At 73.7% G+C, this 23,037-nt stretch carries 21 protein-coding genes, 1 tRNA gene, 1 other RNA gene and 2 pseudogenes; 12 read left to right on the forward strand and 13 right to left on the reverse strand.

Features of this window, described 5'->3' with window-relative positions:
• Nucleotide 1: 1 nt before the first annotated feature.
• Nucleotides 2–2,779, reverse strand: a complete 2,778-nt coding sequence (locus ACIRVF_RS15385; protein WP_402817000.1) for an AAA family ATPase — start codon at nt 2,777–2,779, stop codon at nt 2–4.
• A gap of 155 nt (nt 2,780–2,934) precedes the next feature.
• Between ACIRVF_RS15385 and ACIRVF_RS15390 the strand changes: the two genes are divergently transcribed.
• The 4 genes from ACIRVF_RS15390 to ACIRVF_RS15405 all read left to right on the forward strand — a co-directional run bounded on the left by ACIRVF_RS15390 (nt 2,935) and on the right by ACIRVF_RS15405 (nt 7,451).
• Nucleotides 2,935–3,312 carry a nuclear transport factor 2 family protein gene (locus tag ACIRVF_RS15390; RefSeq protein ID WP_402817002.1) on the forward strand — a complete coding sequence of 126 codons (378 nt, stop codon included), beginning with the start codon at nt 2,935–2,937 and terminating at the stop codon, nt 3,310–3,312.
• A gap of 118 nt (nt 3,313–3,430) precedes the next feature.
• Nucleotides 3,431–4,882, forward strand: a complete 1,452-nt coding sequence (locus tag ACIRVF_RS15395; RefSeq protein ID WP_402817004.1) for an MFS transporter — start codon at nt 3,431–3,433, stop codon at nt 4,880–4,882.
• A gap of 95 nt (nt 4,883–4,977) precedes the next feature.
• Nucleotides 4,978–6,828, forward strand: a complete 1,851-nt coding sequence (locus ACIRVF_RS15400) for a S9 family peptidase (protein WP_402817006.1) — start codon at nt 4,978–4,980, stop codon at nt 6,826–6,828.
• Nucleotides 6,825–7,451 carry a hypothetical protein gene (locus ACIRVF_RS15405; RefSeq protein WP_402817008.1) on the forward strand — a complete coding sequence of 209 codons (627 nt, stop codon included), beginning with the start codon at nt 6,825–6,827 and terminating at the stop codon, nt 7,449–7,451. The genes ACIRVF_RS15400 and ACIRVF_RS15405 overlap by 4 nt, the downstream gene beginning before the upstream one ends.
• A gap of 47 nt (nt 7,452–7,498) precedes the next feature.
• Here the strand turns inward: ACIRVF_RS15405 and ACIRVF_RS15410 are convergent, their stop codons facing one another.
• The 10 genes from ACIRVF_RS15410 to ffs form a co-directional block, all read right to left on the reverse strand.
• Nucleotides 7,499–8,290 (reverse strand): SURF1 family protein, encoded by a 792-nt coding sequence (locus ACIRVF_RS15410; RefSeq protein WP_402817010.1) that lies wholly within the window; start codon nt 8,288–8,290, stop codon nt 7,499–7,501.
• Nucleotides 8,291–8,374: 84 nt separating this feature from the next.
• Nucleotides 8,375–9,526, reverse strand: coding sequence for a hypothetical protein (locus ACIRVF_RS15415; protein WP_402817013.1), 1,152 nt, complete (start codon nt 9,524–9,526; stop codon nt 8,375–8,377).
• A complete protein-coding gene (locus ACIRVF_RS15420; RefSeq protein WP_270145977.1) occupies nt 9,519–10,064 on the reverse strand; it encodes a SigE family RNA polymerase sigma factor in 546 nt (181 codons plus the stop codon). Before ACIRVF_RS15420 ends, ACIRVF_RS15415 begins: the two co-directional genes overlap by 8 nt.
• Before the next feature lie 368 nt (nt 10,065–10,432).
• Nucleotides 10,433–11,494 (reverse strand): aspartate-semialdehyde dehydrogenase, encoded by a 1,062-nt coding sequence (locus ACIRVF_RS15425; RefSeq protein ID WP_402817016.1) that lies wholly within the window; start codon nt 11,492–11,494, stop codon nt 10,433–10,435.
• A 28-nt stretch (nt 11,495–11,522) separates the two neighbouring features.
• The gene (locus tag ACIRVF_RS15430) at nt 11,523–12,803 is read right to left on the reverse strand and encodes an aspartate kinase (RefSeq protein ID WP_030288196.1); all 1,281 of its coding nucleotides are present in this window, start codon (nt 12,801–12,803) and stop codon (nt 11,523–11,525) included.
• 357 nt (nt 12,804–13,160) lie between these two features.
• The gene (locus ACIRVF_RS15435) at nt 13,161–13,883 is read right to left on the reverse strand and encodes a DUF5063 domain-containing protein (RefSeq protein ID WP_402817018.1); all 723 of its coding nucleotides are present in this window, start codon (nt 13,881–13,883) and stop codon (nt 13,161–13,163) included.
• On the reverse strand, nt 13,876–14,475 hold the full coding sequence (gene recR, locus ACIRVF_RS15440; RefSeq protein ID WP_402817020.1) for a recombination mediator RecR: 600 nt from the start codon (nt 14,473–14,475) through the stop codon (nt 13,876–13,878). Before recR ends, ACIRVF_RS15435 begins: the two co-directional genes overlap by 8 nt.
• A gap of 207 nt (nt 14,476–14,682) precedes the next feature.
• Complete coding sequence (locus ACIRVF_RS15445) at nt 14,683–15,024, reverse strand: YbaB/EbfC family nucleoid-associated protein (protein WP_402817022.1); 342 nt, start codon at nt 15,022–15,024, stop codon at nt 14,683–14,685.
• 103 nt (nt 15,025–15,127) lie between these two features.
• Nucleotides 15,128–17,368, reverse strand: coding sequence for a DNA polymerase III subunit gamma and tau (locus ACIRVF_RS15450; protein WP_402817024.1), 2,241 nt, complete (start codon nt 17,366–17,368; stop codon nt 15,128–15,130).
• 79 nt (nt 17,369–17,447) lie between these two features.
• Nucleotides 17,448–17,538, reverse strand: an RNA gene (gene ffs / locus ACIRVF_RS15455) — signal recognition particle sRNA small type.
• A gap of 110 nt (nt 17,539–17,648) precedes the next feature.
• On the opposite strand from ffs, the gene ACIRVF_RS15460 reads away from it, so the two are divergent.
• The 4 genes and pseudogenes from ACIRVF_RS15460 to ACIRVF_RS15475 form a co-directional block, all read left to right on the forward strand.
• Nucleotides 17,649–17,733, forward strand: a tRNA-Ser gene (locus tag ACIRVF_RS15460).
• 91 nt (nt 17,734–17,824) lie between these two features.
• The gene (locus ACIRVF_RS15465; RefSeq protein WP_402817026.1) at nt 17,825–18,103 is read left to right on the forward strand and encodes a type II toxin-antitoxin system Phd/YefM family antitoxin; all 279 of its coding nucleotides are present in this window, start codon (nt 17,825–17,827) and stop codon (nt 18,101–18,103) included.
• Nucleotides 18,100–18,366 carry a Txe/YoeB family addiction module toxin gene (locus ACIRVF_RS15470; RefSeq protein ID WP_380369816.1) on the forward strand — a complete coding sequence of 89 codons (267 nt, stop codon included), beginning with the start codon at nt 18,100–18,102 and terminating at the stop codon, nt 18,364–18,366. The genes ACIRVF_RS15465 and ACIRVF_RS15470 overlap by 4 nt, the downstream gene beginning before the upstream one ends.
• A gap of 268 nt (nt 18,367–18,634) precedes the next feature.
• A pseudogene (locus ACIRVF_RS15475) lies at nt 18,635–18,826 on the forward strand (acyl-CoA dehydrogenase family protein); the annotation flags it as partial.
• A 113-nt stretch (nt 18,827–18,939) separates the two neighbouring features.
• Here ACIRVF_RS15475 and ACIRVF_RS15480 read toward each other — a convergent pair.
• Entirely contained in the window at nt 18,940–19,335 is a 396-nt protein-coding gene (locus ACIRVF_RS15480) for a MarR family winged helix-turn-helix transcriptional regulator (RefSeq protein ID WP_402817029.1), read from the reverse strand.
• Nucleotides 19,336–19,411: 76 nt separating this feature from the next.
• Here ACIRVF_RS15480 and ACIRVF_RS15485 point away from each other — a divergent pair, with 76 nt between their 5' ends.
• The 3 genes from ACIRVF_RS15485 to ACIRVF_RS15495 all read left to right on the forward strand — a co-directional run bounded on the left by ACIRVF_RS15485 (nt 19,412) and on the right by ACIRVF_RS15495 (nt 22,092).
• Complete coding sequence (locus ACIRVF_RS15485; RefSeq protein WP_402817031.1) at nt 19,412–20,890, forward strand: MFS transporter; 1,479 nt, start codon at nt 19,412–19,414, stop codon at nt 20,888–20,890.
• Nucleotides 20,891–21,277: 387 nt separating this feature from the next.
• Entirely contained in the window at nt 21,278–21,919 is a 642-nt protein-coding gene (locus ACIRVF_RS15490) for a transglycosylase family protein (RefSeq protein WP_402817033.1), read from the forward strand.
• Nucleotides 21,920–21,966: 47 nt separating this feature from the next.
• Nucleotides 21,967–22,092: a hypothetical protein gene (locus ACIRVF_RS15495; RefSeq protein ID WP_402817035.1), complete on the forward strand. Its 126-nt coding sequence runs from the start codon at nt 21,967–21,969 to the stop codon at nt 22,090–22,092.
• A 277-nt stretch (nt 22,093–22,369) separates the two neighbouring features.
• Here ACIRVF_RS15495 and ACIRVF_RS15500 read toward each other — a convergent pair.
• Nucleotides 22,370–22,720: pseudogene (locus ACIRVF_RS15500) on the reverse strand (MerR family transcriptional regulator); the annotation flags it as partial.
• Between ACIRVF_RS15500 and ACIRVF_RS15505 the strand changes: the two are divergent.
• A complete protein-coding gene (locus ACIRVF_RS15505; protein WP_402817037.1) occupies nt 22,613–22,918 on the forward strand; it encodes a carboxymuconolactone decarboxylase family protein in 306 nt (101 codons plus the stop codon). The pseudogene ACIRVF_RS15500 and the gene ACIRVF_RS15505 overlap by 108 nt on opposite strands.
• The last annotated feature ends 119 nt before the right edge of the window (nt 22,919–23,037 follow it).

Consider the following 23,037-nt stretch of genomic DNA (forward strand, 5'->3'; position numbering starts at 1 on the left):
GTCAGAACACGGTGGGCAGGGCGGTGCGGGAGGTGATGCCGAGCTTGGGGTAGGCCTTGTAGAGGTGGTGGGCGACGGTGCGGGGGCTGAGGAAGAGCTGGGCGGCGATGTCGCGGTTGGTGAGGCCCTGGGCGGCGAGGCGGGCGATCTGGAGTTCCTGAGGGGTGAGGGAGTTCAGGGGGGTGACGGGGGCCTGGGGGGCGGGGGTGCCGGTGGCGGAGAGTTCGGTGCGGGCGCGGGTGGACCAGGGCTGGGCGGCGAGGCGGTCGAAGGTTTCCAGGGCGGCGGTGAGGTGGGGGCGGGCGTCGGTGCGGCGGCGGGTGCGGCGGAGCCATTCGCCGTAGAGGAGGGAGGTGCGGGCGTGTTCGAAGGGGCGGTGAGTGGTGGCGTGGAGGTCGAGGGCGGCGAGGTAGGCGCCTTCGGCGAGTTCGTCGGGGCCGAGCAGGGCCTGGCAGCGCAGGCGTAGGGCTTCGGCCCAGGGGCGGTCGGCGGCGGCGGTCCAGCGGGCGAAGCGTTCGTAGGGTTCGGCGGCGCGGTCCGGGGTGCCGAGGCGGACGGCGGCCTCGACCAGGTCGGGGACGGCCCTGGTGGCGCTGACGTGGTGGCGGTGCGGGCCGGTGGTGAGGGCGTGGAGGCGGTCGGCGGCGCCGGCCGCGCGGCCCTGGCCGAGGTCGAGCAGGGCGAGTGCCCACTGGACCCAGGGGTGGCCGGCGGCGGGGGCGGCGGTCTGCGGGCCGGTGGTGGCGAGGGCGGTGGTGGCCAGTTCGGTGCAGCGGTCGGCGCGGCCGTCGAGGGCGGCCAGGTAGGCGAGCAGTGCGCTGAGTTGGCTGACCCACTGGTGCTGGCCGGTGTCCTGGGCGAGGCCGAGCGCCTCGGTGGCGGTGAGTTCGGCGTCGGCGTGGCGGCCGTGGAAGAGCTCGGCCTCGGCGAGGAAGAACTGCAGGGTGGGCATCACCCCGAGGGTGCCCTTGGCGCGGGCCTCGGCGATCAGTTCGCCGGCGAGGTCGACGGTCTCCTCGTCGCGGCCGAGGACGAGGGTGGCGCCGCAGAGTTGGACCAGGTCGGCGGGGCTCTCGGCGCCGGCGCGGCGGGCGGCTTCGACGGCCTCGCGGGCGGCCGGCAGGGCGGCGGCGGGACGGCCGAGGGCCGGGAGGACGGCGGCGGGCAGGTAGCGGGCGAGGGGCGCGACGGGGTCGTCGGTGGCCAGCGGGAGGGCGGCGAGCCGGTCGAGCACGTCGGCCACCGACTCCTCCCCCGCGTACCAGGCGGCGTGGAAGGCCTGGAACAGCATCCGGGCGGCGTGGGCGGGCTCGACGGCGGAGCCGTCCACGGCGGTGCCGTCCGCGGCGGCGCGGTCCACGGCGACCGCGGCGTCGAGCAGCAGCCGGTAGGCCGTCGGGTACGAGCCGCGCCAGAAGTGCGCGGTGGCCCGGACGTGGTCCAGCAGGGCGTGGGCCAAGGGGTTGTCGGTACGGGCGGAGGCCTCCTCGGCGAGGGCTTCGGCGCGCGCCAACTCGCCTTCCTCGGTTGCGGCTTCGGCGGCCAGGACGAGGCGGCGGGTGGCGCCGTCGCGGTCGGGGGTGAGCCGGGCGGCCCGTTCGTAGGCGGCCGCACCGCCGTGGCCGCCGCGCCGCCCGGTGCGGACGGCGGTGCGCTCCAGCGCGTCGGCGAGGGCGGCGTCGGGGGCGGTGGCGGCGAGGGCGAGGTGCCAGGTGCGGCGGTCGCCCTCGGGGAGCGCCTCGGCGATGGTGCGGTGGGCCGTCAGCCGCTGGTGGTGCGGGGCGCGCTGGAGGATGGCGGAGCGCAGCAGCGGGTGCCGGAAGGCGATCCGGCGGTCCGGGGTGACGGTGACCAGGCCGGATTCCTCGGCGGGGGCGAGGTGTTCGGCCCCGACGCCGAGCGCGGAGGCGGCGGGCAGTACGACGTCGAGTTCGCCGCTCTCCTCGGCGGCGGCGACCAGCAGCAGGGTCTGGGTGGCCGGGGGCAGCCCGGTGACCTGACCGTGGAAGGTGATCAGCAGCCGGCTGGTGAGCGGCAGACCGCCCGCGGTGTTCGTCTGCGGACCGGTGGGGACGGGGAGTTCGGTGAGGGCGAGCGGGTTCCCGGCGGCCTCGGCGAGCAGCCGGTCACGGACGGCGGCGGGCAGGTCGGGGCCGGCCCGCTCGGTCAGCACCCGGGTGGCGGCGGTCTCGGCCAGGGCGGCCACCCGCAGTTCGGGCAGGCCGAGTGGGCGCTCGTCGGGGGCGCCGCCCTCGGTGCGGGCGGCGAGCAGCAGGGCGACGCCTTCGGCCTGGAGGCGTCGGGCGGCCAGCAGCAGGGCGTCCAGGGAGGCCTTGTCGAGCCACTGCACGTCGTCGACCACGCACAACAGTGGTCGCTCGGCGGCGAGTTCGGCGAGCAGGCCGAGGGTGGCGAGGCCGACCAGCAGCCGGTCGGCGGGACCGCCGGGCGGTTCCGCCCCTGTACCGGCCGATCCGTCGCCGAGGCCGAACGCCGCCTCCAGGGCCCGCCGTTGCGGCCCCGGCAGCACGTCCAGTCGGTCCAGTCCGGACGCCAGCAGCAGACTCAGCCCGGCGAAGGGCAGTTCGGCCTCGTACTCGACGCCCGCGACCCGGATCACCCGAAAGCCCTGCCCGGCCCGTGCGACGGCGTCGTCCAGCAGGGCGGTCTTGCCGATCCCCGCCTCGCCGCGGAGCAGCAGCGCCCCGCTGCGTCCGTCCCGTGCTCGCGCCAACAGGCCGTCGACGGCGGCCTGTTCGTGTTCCCTCCCGTGCAGCATGCCCCGACCCTACCGAGCCGCCCGCCGGCACCCGGGCGCGATACCTACGTAGGCGGGTACGGATACGTGACCGATTCGCCCGCGGCCGTCCGTCCCTACCTTTGTGAGCAGCGGGAACGACCCGCCAACCACCCACCGGGACACGGGAGATGACCATGACCGAGATCACCGCCGCCACCCTCCAGCAGCTCGCCGAGCGCTACCTCGCGGTGTGGAACGAGACCGACCCGGCGGCCCGCCGCAAGCTGGTCGACGAGGTGTGGGCCGAGGACGGCCGCTACACCGACCCGCTGGCCGCCGTGGTCGGCCGGGACGCGATCGACGCGCTGATCGGCGCGGCCCAGGCCCAGTTCCCCGGGCTGGAGTTCACCCTCGGCCCGGTGGACGCCCACCACGACATCGCCCGGTTCACCTGGAACCTCGGCCCGGCGGGCGCCGAGCCGGTGGTGATCGGCTTCGACGTGCTGGCGGCCACTCCGGAGGGGCGGATCGCCACCGTGCACGGCTTCCTGGACCGCGTGCCGGGCGCCTGAGCGGCCCGCGAACCCTTCGACCGGGGCGCCGCACCCCCCACGGCGGCGCCCCACCCCTGGACGAGAGCCCGATGACCCCGAGCCCCCTGGACGAGAGCCCGATGGAGGAAAGCCCGAGATGAGCACCGCCCTGGACGCCCGGTGGCCCGAGGGAGCCCCGGAGGCCCCGGAAGAAGCCCCGGCCGCCGCCCCGACGGAGCAGCCCACCGCCCCCAGGGGCCTGCTGCCGGTCGTCCTGACCGCCACCTTCATGACCGCCCTCGACACCTTCGTCGTCAACGTCGCCGTCCCCTCCGTCCAGGCCGACCTGGGTGCCGGCCCGGCGGCCGTCCAGTGGGTGATGGCCGGGTTCGGCCTGGCGATCGCCGTCGGGCTGGTCACCGCCGGACGGCTCGGCGACCGCTACGGCCGCCGCCGGGTGTTCGCGCTCGGCCTGGCCCTGTTCACCCTCGCCTCTGCGGGCTGTGGCCTCGCCCCGACCGCCGCCGCGCTGGTCGGCGGCCGGGTCACCCAGGGCCTGGCGGCCGCGCTGATGGGCCCGCAGGTGCTGGCGATCCTGCGGACGGCGTTCAGCGGCGCAGCGCAGGCCAGGGCCTTCGCCCGGTACGGGCTGACCATGGGCGTCGGCGCGGTGTTCGGCCAGCTGATCGGCGGGCTGCTGATCCGCGCGGACCTGCTGGGCCTCGGCTGGCGCAGCTGCTTCCTGATCAACCTGCCGATCGGCCTGGCCGCCCTGGCCGCGGTCCGCCGCTGCCTGCCGGAGTCGCGCGCCCCGCAGCGGCCGGGCCTGGACCCGGCCGGGGTGCTGCTGGTGTCCGTCGCGCTGACCGCCCTGGTGCTGCCGCTGATCCAGGGCCCCGGACTCCACTGGCCGCTGTGGACGGTGCTCTGCCTCGCCGCCGCCGGCATCCTGCTCGCCGCCTTCGCCGTCCACCAGCACCGCGCGACCGCCGCCCACGGCAGCCCCCTGGTCGACACCCGGCTGTTCCGCAGCGGCGCGTTCCGCACCGGGCTGCTCGCCCAGCTCGCCTTCTGGCTCGGCCAGGCCTCCTTCTTCCTGGTCCTCGCCCTGCACCTGCAGCTGGGCCGCGGGCTGGACGCGCTGGGCTCCGGCGTGGTGTTCACCGCGATCGGCCTCGGCTACCTGCTCACCTCGAACGCCACCCACCTGGTCACCGCCCGCCTCGGCGAGCGCCGCACGATCACCGTCGGCGGGCTGCTGATGGCCGCGGGGCTGGGCCTGCTCGCCCTCGCCGCCCACGACGCGGCGGACGCGAGCGTCTGGTGGCTGGCGCCCGGGCTGTTCGTCGACGGCTTCGGCATGGGCCTGGTGATCGCGCCGGTCACCACCGTCGCCCTGGCGGCCGTCGAGCCCCGACTGGCCGGGGCGGCGGCCGGGGTGGTGGCCACCGTGCAGCAGGTCGGCGGGGCCGTCGGGATCGCGCTGATCGGCCTGGTCTACTACGGCGCCGGCGACCCGGCCGCCGCCTTCGGCCGCAGCGTGAGCGCGCTGGCGGTGCTGGAGCTGGTGCTGGTGGGACTGGTCGGGCTGCTGCCGCGCCGTTCGTGAACACAGCACGCGAACGGGGCGGAAGCCGGGGCGGGTGGGGGTGAACCCCCACCCGCCCGTTCCGTTCCGTCCCCCCGATCGGGTTGGATGGTCGGATGAGCGAGGAGAAGAGCACCGTACCGGCGTGGGAGCAGCGGTTCCGGGCGGCACGCGTGTCACTGCCCGACTGGGCCGAGGACGCCCCCGACCGGGCGCTGTACGTGTCCAACGCGACCGGCACCTACGAGGTCTACGCCTGGGACCGGGCCACCGGCACCCACCGCCGGGTCACCGACCGCCCGAACGGCACCACCGACGCCGAGCTGTCCCCGGACGGCGAGTGGGTCTGGTGGTTCGACGACCACGACGGCGACGAGTTCGGCGTCTGGCGCCGTCAGCCCTTCGCGGGCGGCCCGGACGAGGAGGCCGTGCCCGGCCTCGCCCCCTCCTACTCGGCGGGCCTGGCCCTCGGCCGCGACGGCACGGTGGTCGTCGGCCGGTCCACCGACGAGGACGGCACCACCCTGCACCTGCGCCGCCCGGGCGCGGCCGAGCCGGTCGAGATCTACCGGCACGAGGAGTACGGCGGCGTCGGCGACCTCAGCCACGACGCCACCCTGCTCGCCATCGACCACACCGAGCACGGCGACGCCATGCACTCCGCGATCCGGGTCGTCCGGCTCACCGGTGACGGGGTCGAGACCGTCGCCGAGCTGGACGAGGTCACCGGCCGGGACGAGCCGCGCGGCGTCGCCTGCCTGGGCTTCGCCCCGGTCGAGGGCGACACCCGGCTGCTGGTCGCCCACCAGCGCACCGGCCGCTGGGAGCCGATGATCTGGGACGTCGCCACCGGCGCCGAGACCGCCCTCCCGCTGCGCGACGAGCAGGGCCGCGAGCTGCCCGGCGACGTCTCCGCGCAGTGGCGCCCGGGCGCCACGGAGCTGCTGGTCGAGCACGAGTACGAGGCGCGCAGCGAGCTGTTCACGTACACCCTCGCGGACGGCCGGCTGACCAGGCTGGAGACCCCGCGCGGCACCGTGGGCGGCGCCACCGCCCGTCCGGACGGCACCGTGGAGTACCTGTGGTCCTCCGCCGCCGAGCCGTCCGCCGTCCGCTCCACCGCCGGGGCGGTCGTGCTGCGGGCGCCCGGGCCGGTGCCGCCCGGCTCCGTCCCGGTCGAGGACGTCTGGGTGGACGGGCCCGGCGGGCGGGTGCACGCCCTGGTGCAGCGCCCGCGCACGGCCGGCCCGGGCCCGTACCCGACCGTGTTCGAGATCCACGGCGGCCCGACCCACCACGACAGCGACTCCTTCGCGGCCGGTCCGGCCGCCTGGCTGGACCACGGCTTCGCGGTGGTCCGGGTCAACTACCGCGGCTCGACCGGCTACGGCCAGGCCTGGACCGACGCGCTGCACGAGCGGGTCGGCCTGATCGAGCTGGAGGACATCGCGGCCGTCCGGGAGTGGGCGCTCTCCAGCGGCCTGGCCGACCCGCGGCGGCTGGTGCTCACCGGTGGCAGCTGGGGCGGCTACCTGACCCTGCTCGGCCTGGGCGTGCAGCCCGACAGCTGGTCGCTGGGCGTCGCCGCCGTACCGGTCGCGGACTACCACGCCGCGTACGCCGATGAGATGGAGGCGCTCAAGTCGCTGGACCGCACGCTCTTCGGCGGGACCCCGGAGGAGGTCCCGGAGCGCTTCACCGCCTCCTCGCCGCTGACCTACGTCGAGCAGGTGCGGGTGCCGGTCTACATCAGCGCCGGGGTCAACGACCCGCGCTGCCCGATCCGGCAGATCGACAACTACGTCGAGCGGCTGGAACAGCTCGGCAAGCCGCACGAGGTGTACCGGTTCGACGCCGGGCACGGCTCGCTGGTGGTGGAGGAGCGGATCAAGCAGCTGCGGCTGGAGATCGACTTCGTCCGGCGGCACCTCGGCGTTCCGGGCGGGAGCACCGGAGGGGCCGGGTGAGACGTCGGCTGGCGCTCGCGGGGGCGGCGGTGGCCGGGGCGCTGGTGCTCAGCGGCTGCTCGGGCTCGCACGGCGACGAGGCGGACTGCCCGCCGCCGGTCGCCCCGCGGCCGGCGGGCCCTGCGGCGGGCGTGCCGACGGCGGGCTCGCCGACAGCGGCCGCCACCGCGACGGCCGCGCCGTCCGTCACTCCGACGGGTTCGGCGACGAAGGCGAGCGCACTGGGCGACGGCTCGCTCGGACGCTCGGTCGACGGTTCGCTCGTCGTTCGGGCGTCGTACGAGGCGGACCCGACGGAGTCCTCGGGCGGGGAGGAGGACACGGCCGAGCGCGGCCGGTCCGGCTCGCACGGTTCGAGCGGCTCCAAGGGCTCGTCCGGTTCCAAGGGCTCGTCCGGTTCGAAGAGCGGCGGCACCACGCACCACCACATCGACCACCACGACTCGAACACCGTGGTCGGCAAGGGCCACTGCCGTGGCGGCTCGGCCCCGCTGGGCGCCGACGACACGGCCCCCTCACAGTCGCAGTCGCAGTCGCCGACGCCGACGCCGACCGTGGTGCCGACGCCGGTCGCGACCCCGGCCAAGCCGCTGCCCACTCCGACCGGCAAGCCGTCCAGATAGGCGGTCAGCCGACCCGGTCGGCCGCAGGCCGATCGGTCGCGGGCCGGTCAGTCCAGGACCGGGTCCAGACCCAGGGCCCGGTCCTGCTCCGCCTCCGCCTCCCGGCGCATCAGGCGGAACCACATGAAGATGACGAAACCCCCGAAGACGAACCACTCCAGGGTGTAGCCCAGGTTCTGGAACGCCCGCAGGGTGAGCCCGTCCCCGCCCTGGGGCTGCACGGTCGGGACCGCGGTCAGCCCGGCCGGTACCTGGTCGGCGGCCACCCAGCCGTCGTACCAGCCGTCGTACTCCAGCACGTTCAGCAGCGAGGCCCGGTTGATCATGCCGAGCTGCCCGGCGGGCAGTCCGCCCGCGACCGCGCCGTTGCTGCCGACCGACTCGTTGGCCTGCAGCCGCCCGGTGACGGTCACCTGTCCGCCGGGCGCGGCCTCGGCCGCGGGGGCGGAGCCGGACGGGGCACCGGGCGCCCAGCCCCGCACCACGGCGACGGCGTGTCCGTCGGCGGTCCGCAGCGGAGTGAGCACGTAGTAGCCCTGCTTGCCGTCCAGCAACCGGTTGGGGACGAGGAGTTGGTGTTCCGCGTCGAAGGTCCCGGTCACCGTGACGGGCTTGCCGACGGTCTCCGTACTCACCTGCGGGGTGGCCGGGCCGAGCAGCGCGTCGATCGGCCGGGCGTCACCCGAAGCGGTGAGCGACGCCTTGGTCTCCTGGTGCGTGGAGACGCGGTCCTCGAACCGGCCGAGCTGCCAGGAGCCCAGCCAGACGCACACCACCACGGCCGCCATCGCCAGGGCGGTGCCGCCCAGCCAGCGCGGAGTCAGGAGGAACCGGTACACACCCCCCACGGTAACCATTCCTCACACGGCTCCCGACCACAGGGTCCGCCGCCGGTCACCGCGCCGGCCCGGGCGGGCGCCCGCTCAGCCCGCCGCGGGCGTCCCGGTCGGCTGGGCCGCGGAGCCGCCGACCGGCTGCACGCCGCCCCGGTAGAGCGTCCCGCCGCACCCGACCGACAGCGAGGCCGTCGCGGCCGCCGGGCTGCCGGGGGCCGGGGTGTGGGCGATGGTGGCGGTGGCCTGCGCGGGGGTGGGGTTGCCGCTCGGAGTGGCCGTCGGGCTCGGCGCGGAGGTGGTGCCGGAGGTGGGCGAGGAGCTGGCCTGCGGGTTGGCGCTCGGCGCGGCGGAGGCGCCGGAGGCCGGGGCGGCGTCGGAGGCGGCGGGGGCCCGGGTGGTCAGGGAGGCCTGGTTGGTGCCGGTGCTCGGCGCGGTGGTGGCGCCGCCGGAGCCGCAGCCCTGGTCGGGGATCCATGCGAACGGCACCCGGTACCCCGCCTGCGGCGCGAGCACCGGCGGTTCGGCGTCCATCGCCGGCAGGCCGGCCGCCGGGTCGCCCTGGGCGTGGTCGACGTTGCGGACCCGGCCGCGGTCGGTGCCGCTGACGTCGGTGACGGTCACCGCGCCGGGCCCGCCGAGGCGGCAGCTGTGCCCGGAGACGTTGTACACCGTGAAGGAACCGTAGATCCGGCCCTGGGCGTCCGCCGGACCGACCTTCACGGTGCCCTGGCCGAGGTCCGTCCGGGTGCAGAGCGGGAGGATCCCGCTGTCGCCGGTGCCGGGGGCCGCGGTGGGGGTGGCTGTGCCGGGGCGGGTGGCGTCCGCGCCGGGGCTGGGAGAGGCGTTGCCGGCGCCCGGCACGGAGGCGGTGCCGCCGCCGGTGCCGGTGTGCGCTCCGGTGCCGGTGGCTCCGCCGCCGACCGCGGCGCCGCTGGGGGCCGCGAGGGTCGCACCGCCGGCGGTCGTGGATCCGGGCCCGCCGGAGAGCCCGAGGTGGTCGCCCTCGTGGAGTAGGGGCAGGGCGATCGCGACGGCCAGGGCCAGTGCGGCCGCGCCGGTCCAGGCCCCGCGCCGGGCGGCCCGGCGCCGGGGTACGGCCTGCCGGATCCGGGGAAGGGCGCCGGCGCCGGGCTGGATCCCGGCCACCGCGTGCCGCATCAGCTCTCGCAACGCCCGTTCCTCGGCGGACAGGCCGGGTACGTCGTCGTCCTCGGGCCGCTGCCTGGCGCCGTCAGCCATGTCCGGCCTCCATCTGGATCCGGAGGGCGGCGAGTCCGCGCGAGCCGTACGCCTTCACCGAACCGAGTGAGATGCCCAGGGTCTCGGCGACCTGCGCCTCCGTCATGTCCACGAAGTAACGCAGCACCAGAACCTCCCGCTGACGGCGTTGCAGACCCTTCAGCGCAGCCTTCAGCTGGTCGCGCTCCAGGGCATCGTAGGCACCTTCTTCTGCACTGGCCATGTCAGGCATGGGCTTCGGCAGCAGCCGCAGACCGAGGATCCGGCGGCGCAGCGTGGAGCGCGACAGGTTGACCACCGTCTGCCGGAGGTAGGCCAGGGTCTTCTCGGGCTCGCGCACCCGGCGCCGGGCGGCGTGCACCCGGATGAAGGCCTCCTGCACGACGTCCTCGCAGGTGGAGAGGTCGTCCAGGAGCAGCGCGGCGAGCCGCAGCAGGGATCGGTAGTGCGCCTGGTAGGTCGCGGTGAGCAGGTCCTCGCTGGTACCCGCGTCGGTACCGGCACCGGAGTCCGCCGCACCGGGTGCGGCCGCCGTCATCTGGTCTTCTTCCGGCCTACTCGACGACCACGGGGCGCGCGTCGGGAAGGTCACCACGGCCCTCGCCGGGATGCCCGTCCTTGCCCCCACCATCACGTTCGCCACGCCCGTTGGACACTCGATCCCCTGTCATGGTTGCCCAGCCCGGGGCCCATTCTTCCGCATCGGCCGAAGCGGCCTCCAGGGGATTCCCACGGGATTCCGGACGGATTGTGTCGAGGAGCGGACACAGGTCCGGACATCCTCGGGCACAAAGGGCCCTCGGTACCGGCCCGGTGACGGATCCCCGGGCTCCTCGACCGTCAGTCGGGAGGGCCGTCGGTCCGGGCCGACCGTCAGTCCAGGCCGACCGCCGTCCAGGCAGGCCGTCAGTCCAGGCCGACCGTCAGCTCGCCGGCCACCAGCTCGGCGATCTGCAGCAGGTTGAGCGCGGCGCCCTTGCGCAGGTTGTCGCCGCAGAGGAAGAGGTCGAGCGCGTCCGGTTCGTCCAGCGCCCGGCGCACCCGCCCGGCCCAAACCGGGTCGGTGCCGACCACGTCGTTCGGGGTGGGGAACTCCCCGGCCGCCGGGTCGTCGTAGAGGACCACCCCGGGCGTCTCGCGCAGGATGTCCTGGGCGTGCTCCTGGCTGACCTCGCGCTCGAAGCGGGCGTGCACGGCCAGCGCGTGGGTGCGGACGACCGGGATGCGCACGCAGGTCGCCGAGACCCGCAGGGCGGGCAGGCCGAGGACCTTCCGGGTCTCGTCGCGCAGGCCCAGCTCCTGGGCGGACCAGCCGCCCTCGCACAGGCCGCCGGTCCAGGGCACGGCGTTGAGGGCGAGCGGGGCGGCGAACGGCCCCTCGTCGGTGATCACCGCGCGCAGGTCACCGGTCTGCCGGCCGACCTCGGTGCCGGCCACCAGGGCGGTCTGCTCGCGCAGCGCCGCCACGCCGTCCCGGCCCTCGCCGCTGGCGGCCTGGTAGGTGGCGACCACGAGCTGTTCCAGCCCGTACTCGGCGTGCAGTGCGCCGACCGCCGCCACCAGCGCGAGGGTGGTGCCGGCCGGGCTGGCCACGATGCCGCGCGGACGGATCCGCAGCGCGGCCGCGTTGACCTCCGGGACGACCAGCGGCACGTCCCCCGCGGTGCGGAAGGCGGCCGAGTCGTCGACCACCACGACGCCCTTGGCCGCCGCGATCGGCGCCCACTGGGCGGAGACCGCGTCGGGGACGGCGAACACGGCGACGTCGATCCCCGCGAAGGCCTCCTCGGCCAGCGGGACGACCTCGACCGGCTCCCCGCGCACCAGCGGCGTACGGCCGGCCGAGCGCGGGGAGGCGACGGGTCGGACCTCGCCCCACATGTCCTGGCGGAGCGAGAGCAGGCCGAGCAGCACCTCGCCGACAGCGCCGGTGGCGCCGACGACGGCGAGGTTGGGCCGCCGGGTCACTTCCGGGGGCCCCTGCCCGGCTGCCGGGTCATCGCCCGGTGCCGCCGTAGACGACGGCCTCGTCGCTCTCGCTGTCCAGGCCGAAGGCGCTGTGCACGGCGCGGACCGCCTCCGGCACGTCGTCGGCCCGGGTGACCACCGAGATGCGGATCTCCGAGGTGGAGATCAGCTCGATGTTGACGCCCGCGGCGGACAGCGCCTCGAAGAAGGTGGCGGTGACGCCCGGGTTGGAGCGCATGCCGGCGCCGACCAGCGAGATCTTGCCGATCGCGTCGTCGTAGCGCAGCGACTCGTAGCCGATGCCCTCCTTGACCCGGCCGAGCGCGTCGATGGCCTTCTGGCCCTCGGTCTTCGGCAGGGTGAAGGAGATGTCGGTCAGGCCGGTCGACGCGGCGGAGACGTTCTGCACCACCATGTCGATGTTGACCTCGGCGTCGGCGATGGCGCGGAAGATGCGCGCCGCCTCGCCCGGCTTGTCGGGGACGCCGACGACCGTGACCTTGGCCTCGGAGGTGTCGTGGGCGACTCCGGAGATGATGGCCTGCTCCATCTCGCCCCCTTCGGGCTTGTTCGGGTTGTCGTTGCTGACGATCGTCCCGGGAAGACCCGAGAAGGACGAGCGTACGTGAATCGGGATGTTGTAGCGGCGGGCGTACTCCACACAGCGGTCGAGCAGCACCTTGGAACCGGACGAGGCCAGCTCCAGCATGTCCTCGTACGCGATCCAGTCGATCTTGCGCGCCTTCTTCACCACGCGCGGGTCGGCGGTGAACACGCCGTCCACGTCGGTGTAGATCTCGCAGACCTCGGCCTTGAGCGCGGCGGCCAGCGCGACGGCGGTGGTGTCCGAGCCGCCGCGGCCCAGGGTGGTGATGTCCTTGCTGCTCTGGGACACGCCCTGGAAGCCGGCCACGATCGCGATGTTGCCCTCGTCCAGGGCGGTGCGGATCCGGCCCGGCGTCACGTCGATGATGCGCGCCTTGTTGTGGACGGAGTCGGTGATGACACCGGCCTGACTGCCCGTGAAGGACTGGGCCTCGTGACCGAGGGATTTGATCGCCATGGCCAGCAGCGCCATGGAGATGCGCTCTCCAGCGGTCAGCAGCATGTCGAACTCACGGCCGGCAGGGAGCGGTGACACCTGCTCCGCGAGTTCGATGAGCTCGTCCGTCGTGTCGCCCATCGCGGACACCACGACGACGACCTCATGGCCGGCCTTCTTGGCATCAACGATTCGGCGGGCAACGCGCTTGATGCCTTCGGCATCCGCAACGGATGAGCCGCCGTACTTCTGCACGACAAGGCCCACGTGCGCTCCTCGACTAGTGTCGTTTTCCGGGGGCTCCAGGCCCCCGTACCCCCCTGGGGAGAGGGGGGTGCGGTCCGCGCCAGTCTACCGAGCAGGGGTGTTCCGCCCGGTGCCATCCATATGATGAGACGGCAGTTTCAGCAAGTGGGCAGGGTCCCGAGGGGTCCCACCGGCAGGTCTGCGGGGCATCCGGCGCGGTTCCGCAGAATCCTCGGACGAATGCCCACCACCGCGGTCGGATTTCTTCTCCGGACGGATCGCTGAGGCATTCGTCACAATCGGCCTCGGACCGCTGGGGACCACCGGCCGGGCGTCGGACCACCGGCCGGCGTCGGACCTGCCGGCCGGGCGTCGGACCTACCGGCCGAGGCCGAGTTCCGCCGCCATCAGGTCGCCCGCCTGCTGCTCCAGCTGCTCGTCGGTGAGCCCGTCGTCGTCGGTGTCCGCGCCGTCCGGCGCCGCACCGATCGGGCTGTCCAGCCGGACGTGGGCGATCAGCGACTGCAGCGCCCGCAGCACCGCCGTGCAGGTCGTGCCCCAGTTGGAGAGGTACGAGAACTGCCACCACCACAGCGCCTCGCTGACCCGGCCCTCGCGGTAGTGGGTCAGACCGTGCTGGAGCTCGCTGACCACACCGGCCAGGTCGTCCGAGATCCGGAAGGCGTTCGGCTTCTCCGGCGGACCGTACGGGTCGAAGACCTCGTGGTAGACGTCGATCGGCGCGAGCAGCTCGGCGAGACGCTCGCGCAGCTGCTCACCGTCCGGCTCCGGCCCGGCGTCGGGCTCGAAGCGGTCCTCCGGGACGACGTCCTCGATGGCGCCCAGCCGGCCGCCCGCCAGCAGCAGCTGCGAGACCTCCAGGAGCAGCAGCGAGACCGCGCTGCCCGGTTCGTCGCCCTTGGCGACCTCGGTGACGGCGAGCACGAAGCTCTCCACCGAGTCGGCGATCTGCACGGCGAGGTCGTCGGGCTCGGAGCCGTGGCCGTGGGTGTGCGGGCCGTGGGTGTGCGGGGCGCGGGCCTCCGGCCCCGGCTGGGGCTGCGGGCCGTGGGGCTGCTGGTTGATCGTCCGGTCAGACATCGAGCAGTCGTCTCCCTTCGAAGGCGCGGCCGAGGGTGACCTCGTCCGCGTACTCCAGGTCCCCGCCGACGGGCAGGCCGCTCGCCAGCCGGGTCACCTTCAGGCCCATCGGCTTGCAGAGCCGGGCCAGATAGGTGGCGGTCGCCTCCCCCTCCAGGTTGGGGTCGGTGGCCAGGATCAGCTCGGTGACCGTGCCGTCCGCGAGGCGCGTGAGCAGCTCGCGGATGCGCAGGTCGTCCGGGCCGACGCCCTCGATGGGGCTGATCGCGCCGCCCAGCACGTGGTAGCGGCCGCGGAACTCGCGGGTGCGCTCGATGGCGACGACGTCCTTGGGCTCCTCGACCACGCAGATGACACCGAGGTCACGGCGCGGGTCCAGGCAGACCCGGCACTGCTCGGCCTCCGCGACGTTGCCGCAGACCACGCAGAAGCGGACCTTGTCCTTGACCTCCAGCAGCGCGTGCGCGAGGCGGCGCACGTCGACCGGGTCGGCCTGCAGCACGTGGAAGGCGATCCGCTGGGCGCTCTTGGGCCCGACGCCGGGCAGCCTGCCCAGTTCGTCGATCAGGTCCTGAACCACGCCCTCGTACAACGTCGCGCCTTCCCTCGGATGGTCGGTGTGCTCCTGGTCGGAGGTGCTCCGGTGCCATCATCCAACGAATCGGGCGCCGGACACACCGGCCGACGCCCGACTCCCACAGAAATCACATGAGGAACGTCCTGGAAGGGACGTCCCGGAGAGCCCTCCGGAGGGGCCTCCCGGAAGGGCCTCTTGGACCCGGAGGCCCTGGAACAGACTCTAGAACGGCAGACCCGGGATGCCGCCGCCGCCCAGGCCCTGGGTGAGCGGGCCCATCCGCTCGGCCTGCATCTTCTGGGCCGCCTGGGTCGCGTCCCGGACGGCCGCCAGGATCAGGTCGGCCAGGGTCTCGGTGTCCTCCGGGTCCACGGCGGCCGGGGCGATGGTGAGCGCCACCAGCTCGCCCGAGCCCGTCACCGTCGCCTCGACCAGGCCACCGCCGGCCGTACCGTTCACCTTCGCCTCGGCCAGCTCCTGCTGGACCTTCGCGAGCTCCTGCTGCATCTTCTGCGCCTGCTTGAGCAGCTGCTGCATGTTGGGCTGACCACCACCGGGGAACACGGCTCACTCCTTGCTGTCACGCGGTACTTCGCTCGTCACCGCCGAGCCTACGGGGCCGGGGCCGCCCGTGGGGACCGAGCAGGGGCTCGCCCGCCCGGGCCGCTCAGTTGCCCCGGTGGTGGATCTCCTCCAGCACCGTGGCGCCCAGCTCGCGGATGATCAGCTCCTGGCCGGAGAACGCCTCCTCGTTGAGGTCCGGGTCGTCCTCCTCCGGGATGTCGTCCTCCGGAGCCACCGACTGCACCGGGCGGGCCGGGGGCACCGGCGCAGCGGACGGCGGGGCCTGCACCGGCGCGGGGGCCGGGGTCGACGGCCTGGGCTGCGACTGGACCGGGGCGGGCGCCTGCACCTGCGGCTGGGGCTGCGCCGGGGCGGGGGCGGCCATCGGCGGCGCGGCGGCCGCCGGACGGGCCGGGGCTCCCCAGCCACCACCGGCCGAGGCGGTAGCGGTCGGGGCCGTGCCGCCGCCTCCGCCACCTCCGCCACCGGACGGGTCGACGATGCACTCGATCCGCCAGTCCACGCCCAGCGCGTCGGACAGCGCCTGGCGCAGCACGTCGTCGCTGTTGCTGCCGACGAAGCTGTCCCGGGCGCCCGCGTTGATGAACGAGACCTGGAGGGTGCTGCCGTCGAACCCGGCCACCTGACCGTTCTGGCTGAGCAGGATCCAGGTGAAGCGGCGGCGGTTCTTCACCGCCTCCAGGATCTGCGGCCACAGCTGCCGGACCTGCGCCGCGCCCTGCTGGGCGGCCGCGGACGGCTGGCCGCCGGGGGCGGCTGCGGGGGCCGGGGGGGCGGTCGGCGGGGCCGGGGACGGGGTGGGGGCGGCCTGCGGGGCCGTCTGCGGTTGCGGTTGCTGCGGCGGCTGGACGGGTGCGCCGCCTGCGGGCGGGAAGCTGCGGGGGATCGGCCAGGCACCCGGGGCGGGCCCGGCGGGGGCCGGAGGCGGGGTCGCCGCCTGCGCTGGGGCGGGTGCCGGGGCGACGGGCGCGGCGGGCATGGCCGACGCGGCGGGCATGGCGGGCGCGACGGCAGGGGCGGCCGCCGGGGCGGGCATCTCCGTCGGCACGTCCACCGACGGGGCGGCCATCGATGCGGCGGGCATCGGCGCGGCGGGCATCGGCGCGGCGGACATCGGCGCGCCGGCCATCGGCGCCATCCCGGCCGGCGCGGCGAAGCCGCCAGCGGCCGCCCGGCGCTCCAGCTTGTCCAGGCGCGCCTGGAGCGACAGCTCGTCGCTGTACGCACCCGGCAGCATCACCCGGGCACAGATCAGCTCCAGCTGGAGCCGCGGCGCCGCGTTGCCGCGCATCTCGGTCAGCCCGGTGTTGACGATGTCGGCCGCCCGGCTCAGCTCGGCCGCGCCGAACGCGTCCGCCTGCGCCTGCATCACGGCGATCCGGTCCGCCGGGGCGTCGATCAGCCCCTTCTCCCCCGCCTCCGGCACGGTGGCGAGGATCACCAGGTCGCGCAGCCGCTCCAGCAGGTCGGTGACGAAGCGGCGCGGGTCGTGGCCGCCCTCGACCACCCGGTCGATCACCTGGAACACCGTCGCCCCGTCCTGCGCGGCGAAGGCGTCCACCACCTCGTCCAGCAGCGCCGAGTCGGTGTACCCGAGCAGCGCGGTCGCCATCTGGTAGGTGACGCCGCCCTCGCCGGCACCGGCCAGCAGCTGGTCCATGACCGACATCGAGTCACGCACCGAGCCCGCGCCGGCCCGTACCACCAGCGGGAACACCGGGTCCTCGACCTGGATGCCCTCGCGGCCGCAGACCTCCGCCAGGTAGTCGCGCAGCGTGCCGGGCGGGACCAGCCGGAACGGGTAGTGGTGGGTACGGGACCGGATCGTCCCGATCACCTTCTCGGGCTCGGTGGTCGCGAAGATGAACTTGAGGTGCTCCGGCGGCTCCTCGACCACCTTGAGCAGCGCGTTGAAGCCGGCCGAGGTCACCATGTGCGCCTCGTCCAGGATGAAGATCTTGTACCGGCTGTGCACCGGCGCGAAGAAGGCCCGCTCGCGCAGCTCGCGCGCGTCGTCCACACCACCGTGCGAGGCGGCGTCGATCTCGATCACGTCGATCGAGCCGGGCCCGCCGGTCGCGAGGTCCCGACAGGACTGGCACTCCCCGCAGGGCGTCGGCGTCGGCCCCTGCTCACAGTTCAGACAACGGGCCAGGATGCGCGCGCTCGTCGTCTTGCCACAGCCGCGCGGCCCGCTGAACAGGTACGCGTGGTTGACCCTGTTGTTGCGCAGGGCCTGCTGGAGCGGAGCGGTCACGTGCTCCTGCCCGATGACCTCCGCGAAGGTCTCGGGGCGGTAGCGGCGGTACAGGGCTAGGGACACACCACCGACGATATCGGGACGGACCGACAAACGCGTCGCCCCTTCACCCCCGGCCCCCACCAGGACGCCCCGGGAACGCAAAGACCCCCCGTGCACCCGCCAGAGCCCTCCTACCCTTGCTGCCTTCCGGCCCTGGGGGGGTTCAGAGAGATGACGCCACACGAGGGGCTGACCCCCACACTACCGGATCCCGGCCCCGACGATCCACAGGCCACCCCGACCTCCTGCCTGCGGGATAGCTGGTCGCGAGCACCCCGAAACATGTACTAAGCTCTCCCACGGAGGATTCGCCTAGAGGCCTAGGGCGCACGCTTGGAAAGCGTGTTGGGGGCAACCCCTCACGAGTTCGAATCTCGTATCCTCCGCCTTCACGAAGGCCCGGACCGCATCACGCGGCCCGGGCCTTCGTCGTCCACTCTCTGGCCCGCTCGGTCGACGTACATTATTCTGTACGACATGAAGACGATGAGTGCCACCGAGTTCCGCGGCAATCTCGCCGCCGCGCTCGATGCCGTCGAGAGCGACGCCGAAGAGCTCGTCATCACACGCGCCGGCCACGAGCCGCTGGTCGTCGTCTCGCTGGCCGAGTACGCATCGCTCCGCGAGACCGACTACCTGCTGCGCTCCCCGGCCAACGCCGACCACCTTCGCCGCTCCCTGCAGGAGTACCGGGAGGGCCGTGCGGTGGCCCGAGAACTGATCGACCCCGAAGACCTCACCGAGCAGAGCGCGTGAAGGTCCAGTTCACCGAGCGCGGCTGGAGCGACTACCTGTCTTGGCAGGCCGACGATCGCCGCCTCCTCAAGCGCGTCAACCTGCTGATCGACGACATCCGCCGGAACGGCAACGAGGGCATCGGCAAACCCGAACCCTTGCGGCACGAGCTCGCCGGGGCCTGGTCCCGCCGGATCGATCAGGAACACCGTCTGGTGTACATCCTTGACGAGCAGGCCGACACCCTGTGCGTCATCGCATGCCGTTACCACTACGGCAAGTAGAGCCCGAGACCACCAGAGAGGCGCGCGCCCTGGTCTCAGTTCTGGTCTCATTCACCCCCGTCCGGCCAGGTTCAGCTCCCGCCCAGCCGTGCGCTCCACCGCAGGTCAGAACGGGCGTGAACCTTGGCGGACAGCCTTCGGGAGAATTGGAAAGCGTGTTGGGGGCAACCCCTCACGAGTTCGAATCTCGTATCCTCCGCCTTCACGAAGGCCCGGACCGTCTCGCACGGTCCGGGCCTTCGTCGTCTCGTGGTTGCGGTGGTCCGTCATGGTCCCGGACGCCGTGGCCGAGGCCGACAACATCCTGCCGACCCCGGCCTACGAGCCGGCCGTCGCCATGCTGGTCGCCGACCGCGCCGCCATCGACAACGCCGACGCCGCGGTGGCCCTGATCGGCGCCCAGGCCTTCCACCGCGGCGACGGCATGGACCGGGTCCTGCGGGACGCCTACGGACCGCGGATCTACAAGGGAGGCCGCTCACCGAGCGCGTTCTGGCGGGCGCGGCCGGCGCCTGACGCCGCGCGGCTCGGCTCGACCAGCCGGCCGGCGCCTCAGGTCAGCCGGGCGGCGCCTCAGCTCAGCCAGGCGCGCGCCTCCGGGCGCTCGTGGGTGAGCTGCTTCAGATCCCCGTCGACGGTCGCGGCGGCCCGCTGGAAGACCTCCCGCCCCTCGGGGGTGAGGCGGATCTGGGAGCCGCGGCCGTCGCCCGGGGAGGGCTTGCGGTCCACGTACCCCGCCTGCACCATCTGCGTCACCAGGCGCGAGACCTGGGGCTGGCTGCGCGAGGTGCGGGATGCGACCTCGCCCGGGCGGATCCATTCCGGCTCCGCCCAGAGCACCTCCATGATCTCGTAGGCGCTCACGCAGAGATCGAACTCGTCGGACAGCGTGCGCTCGATCCGCTGGTTCATCAGCGCGCAGACGCGCACCAGGGACAGCCAGCGGTCGGCAAGAGGAGTGTTCGCCACGCCTCGCAGTCTAGATCCGACCCACTGGCATGTCGATTCATGCGCATGTATCTTGTCACCCGGAAAGGAGAGACCGATGACTGAGGCAATCTCACTCGTGGATGCCAAGCAGGAGAACGACCCAGAGGCCGACCAGGGGCCGGCACAGGCCCCGAAGGCCTCCTGGCTGCCGATGGCGGCGGTCGGCGTGGCCCAGCTGATGGTGATGCTGGACTCGACGGTCGTGAACGTGGCACTGCCCTCGATCGGGAAGGACCTCCCGGCCGACCAGACCGCCCTCCAGTGGACGATCAGCGCCTACATCCTGATGTACGGCAGTCTGCTGCTGTTCGGAGGCCGGGTCGCCGATGTCATCGGACGCCGCCGGTCCTTCCTGTCCGGCCTGGGCCTGTTCGCCGTCGCGTCCATCCTGTGCGGGGTCGCGGGCAACCAGGAACTGCTGGTCGCCGGCCGCGTGCTCCAGGGGCTGGGCGCGGCGGTGCTGTCCGCCGCCGCACTGTCGATCGTGGTGACGGTCTACCAGAACGAGGACCAGCGCAAGGCCGCCCTCGCCACCTGGAGCGGCCTCGGCGTTATCGGCGCCATCCTCGGCGCCGTCCTCGGCGGGCTGATCGTGTCGGCCGCCAGCTGGCGCTGGGCCTTCCTGATCAACATCCCGATCAGCCTCGCCTCCGGGATCATCGGCGTGCGCAGCCTCGCACCGATGCGCTCCGACGTCCGCCGCCCGTTGCGGCTGCCCACCGCCTTTCTCGCCACCCTCGGCCTGGCCTGCCTGTCCTTCGGCCTCATCCGGCTGCACGACGGCATGACCTCCCCGACCGCCTGGATCAGCATGGGCCTGTCCGTGGTCCTGCTCGCCGTGGTCGCCGTCACCGAGCTGGGCAAGTCCGACCCGCTGCTCCCGCTGCACCTGCTGCGCATCCCGACCTACTGGCTCAGCAGCCTGGGCCTGCTGCTCGCCGCGATCGTGATGATGGGGAGCTCCTACCTGGCCAGCAACTACTTCCAGGGCGCGCACGACATGAGCGCCTTCGCCACCGGTCTGTCGATGCTGCCGATGGGCCTGGCTGCGCTGGTCTTCGCCACGGTCGTGCCCAACCTGATCGCCAAGGTCGGCCCGGGCGGGACGTACCTGATCGGCGCACTCACCCAGATCGCCGGCGCCGCCGTCCTGATCACGGGACCGTCCAGCGCCGTGGTCGCGATCATCGCGCTGACCGTCATCGGGGCCGGTCTGCCCACCTGCTTCGTCCCGCTGTACGGGATCGGCACCGCGCACGTCCGCCCGGAGGAGTCGGGCGTCGGCTCAGGCCTGCTGAACACCTTCAACGAGAGTGGCGCCGCCCTCGGCATCGCGGTGATCGGCACCGTCCTCGCCACCTCGGTGGACGGCGAGCTGAAGTCCGGCACGGCCGCCCCGGACGCGATGACCATCGGCGTCGGCAACGGCTTCCTCGCCGTCGGGATCTGCGCCGCGCTCGCCGCCTGCATCGCCGTGGGCCTGCACCGGCTGACCCGAGCCACGGATGCCGGAGCCCAGACCACGGAGTCCTGACGACTCCCCTCCCCGGGCCACCCCCGGCCCCCCGGAACGCTCGACCGAACCCCCGTCGGTCGGGCGTTCCGGGCGTTCGTGGCGACGGCTGTGAGTACGTGTTGCAGGCTGCGGGCTTCTGACTGGCCTTCGGCGTTCCGCGGCTGCGGATTTGTCTCCCGCGGATTCCCCGGCCGCGATCGCCTGACGGATGGCGGCGTCCAGAGCGTTCGAGTGGTGTCGGGCCGCCGACAGAGCGAGATTGCGGTGTCCCTGGCAACCGTCCGTCCTCGCGTGACGCATGAGTGGAGAAGGCGCTTCAGCGCCTGGCCCCTGTCCCTGAGGTGCGGAGTGTTCATGCCGTCGCTGTCCGTTGTCCGTCGCCTGGTCGTCGCTCTCCTGCTTCCCTTGCTCGCTCTAGCCACCGTCCTCGGCGCCGCCAAGGAGTCGTCCGCTGTTGCGGTGCCCGCCGGGGTCCGCGCCGAGGGGGTGGACTGGGAGGCATTGGCCCGCTGCGAGAGCGGAGGGCGCTGGCATGCCGACACCGGGAACGGCTACTACGGCGGATTGCAGTTCAACACGGCGACCTGGCGCGCCAACGGCGGCCTCGCCTACGCTCCCCGCCCGGACGGGGCGACCCGCGAACAGCAGATCGCTGTGGCCGAGCACCTCAGCGCGAGCCGCGGCCTCGCCCCGTGGCCGGCCTGCGCGGCCCGTACCGGCCACGGCGGCGAACGCTCGAACAGCCATACCAGCGCCCATGCTCGTGACCACCGCCCCACACAGCCGCGGCCGCACGCTCCCGTCCCGCCCGCCCCGCCTACCGAGCGCCCCGTCCCGGCGGACGCGCCCGCAGCCACCGACGGAGGCACGGACGCATTCGGAGCCGACATGGGCAGCTGGACCGTACGTCCCGGCGACACTCTCGGGGGCATCGCACAGGAGCTCGGCTACCCCGGGGGCTGGCCGACCCTCTACGCACTCAACCAGCAGACAATCGGCGACGACCCCGACCTGATCCTGCCCGGCCAGGTCCTCGCACTGCGCTGATCGACGCGGAAGGCCAGCCATGTGCTCGCCGCCAGAACGGTCCCCTGATGCCCGGCCCGGATTCGGGCCAGAAGCAGGGCGTTCAGGCCGCCGAGTCCATGGAGGTCGCCTCGTGCCTGAACACCACCGGCGATCTCGACGAGTGGGACAACGCCGGCAACGCCTCCGCCTGAGCGCGGCGTTCAAGGCCCTGGTCGGGAAGGAGCTGACAGCACCCTGTGATCGCGGTTCTGGTTGCGTTCGCCTCCGTCCGACGCCGTTCAGCACACGGCAAGCCGGCCACTTGGCCGCAGACCGGGATTTCTGCCGTCAGCCGGAGTGGCTCCACGTCGCCATCTGTTCCCGGAAGGTCGGGCAGCTGACGATGTCCGCCTTGCCGCACTGGAGGGCATGGGTCAGGAGCTGGTGGGCGTGGTCGAGATCGACCATGCGCTGCTCGATCTCGGCGACCTTGGCGCGGATCATCGCCTGCCTCCGCGGCTGGTCCTGCTGGAACTCCCTGACCTCGGCCAGACTCAGCCCGGCTTGCTGGAACTTGCGAAGCAGCACGATCCGCTCTGCGGCCTGCGGCGGATAGCGTCGCTGCCCGCTCTGGCGTTCGGGCACAGGCAGCAGACCGTGGCGTTCCCAGAACCTGCTCGCTACCGCACGACGCTCGGAGCCGTCCCGGACGCGGTGGAGGACCGTCTGCGGGTGGCCGAGGCCTTCGGCCGGCTCCCCACGGAGGAGGCGTTCACGGCCCTGCGCCACATAGTTCTGGCCGACAGCCCGCTCGGCGGTCGAGTGCAACAGTTGGTCCACTTCGGGCAGTTGCTGGCTCTCGGACGGGCAGAACCGGCCCGGATCCACGCCCGGGGAGCACTCCACGCGGGCGCCGGCATCGCCGACCTCATCGGAGTCGCCGAGACCGCGCTCATCACCTCGGGCGCGCCGGCCTACCCGCTCGGCATCGAGATCATCGTCGAACTCCTGCAGGACGACGACGGCAAGGCCGGCTGACCACACTCGGGTCGTGAATCGGTGGTCGCGGCGGCCCGCTGGGAGACCTCCCGCCTTCAGGAGTCCGGTGCCCTCCGCCTTCGCGAAGGCCCGGACCGCTGTGGGGCGGTCCGGGCCTC

It is taken from the genome of Kitasatospora sp. NPDC101157 (genome assembly GCF_044768255.1).
In the GTDB taxonomy this organism is placed as follows: Bacteria; Actinomycetota; Actinomycetes; order Streptomycetales; family Streptomycetaceae; genus Kitasatospora.

Bases quoted from the DNA above. Each gene is read 5' to 3' on its own strand.
- ACIRVF_RS15485 (WP_402817031.1), top strand. From the start codon at position 19,412: ATGACTGAGGCAATCTCACTCGTGGATGCCAAGCAGGAGAACGACCCA.
- ACIRVF_RS15420 (WP_270145977.1), bottom strand. From the start codon at position 10,064: ATGACGGCGGCCGCACCCGGTGCGGCGGACTCCGGTGCCGGTACCGAC.
- ACIRVF_RS15400 (WP_402817006.1), top strand. From the start codon at position 4,978: ATGAGCGAGGAGAAGAGCACCGTACCGGCGTGGGAGCAGCGGTTCCGG.
- ACIRVF_RS15390 (WP_402817002.1), top strand. From the start codon at position 2,935: ATGACCGAGATCACCGCCGCCACCCTCCAGCAGCTCGCCGAGCGCTAC.
- ACIRVF_RS15395 (WP_402817004.1), top strand. From the start codon at position 3,431: ATGAGCACCGCCCTGGACGCCCGGTGGCCCGAGGGAGCCCCGGAGGCC.
- ACIRVF_RS15465 (WP_402817026.1), top strand. From the start codon at position 17,825: ATGAAGACGATGAGTGCCACCGAGTTCCGCGGCAATCTCGCCGCCGCG.
- ACIRVF_RS15495 (WP_402817035.1), top strand. From the start codon at position 21,967: ATGCCCGGCCCGGATTCGGGCCAGAAGCAGGGCGTTCAGGCCGCCGAG.
- ACIRVF_RS15385 (WP_402817000.1), bottom strand. From the start codon at position 2,779: ATGCTGCACGGGAGGGAACACGAACAGGCCGCCGTCGACGGCCTGTTG.
- ACIRVF_RS15415 (WP_402817013.1), bottom strand. From the start codon at position 9,526: ATGGCTGACGGCGCCAGGCAGCGGCCCGAGGACGACGACGTACCCGGC.
- ACIRVF_RS15435 (WP_402817018.1), bottom strand. From the start codon at position 13,883: ATGTCTGACCGGACGATCAACCAGCAGCCCCACGGCCCGCAGCCCCAG.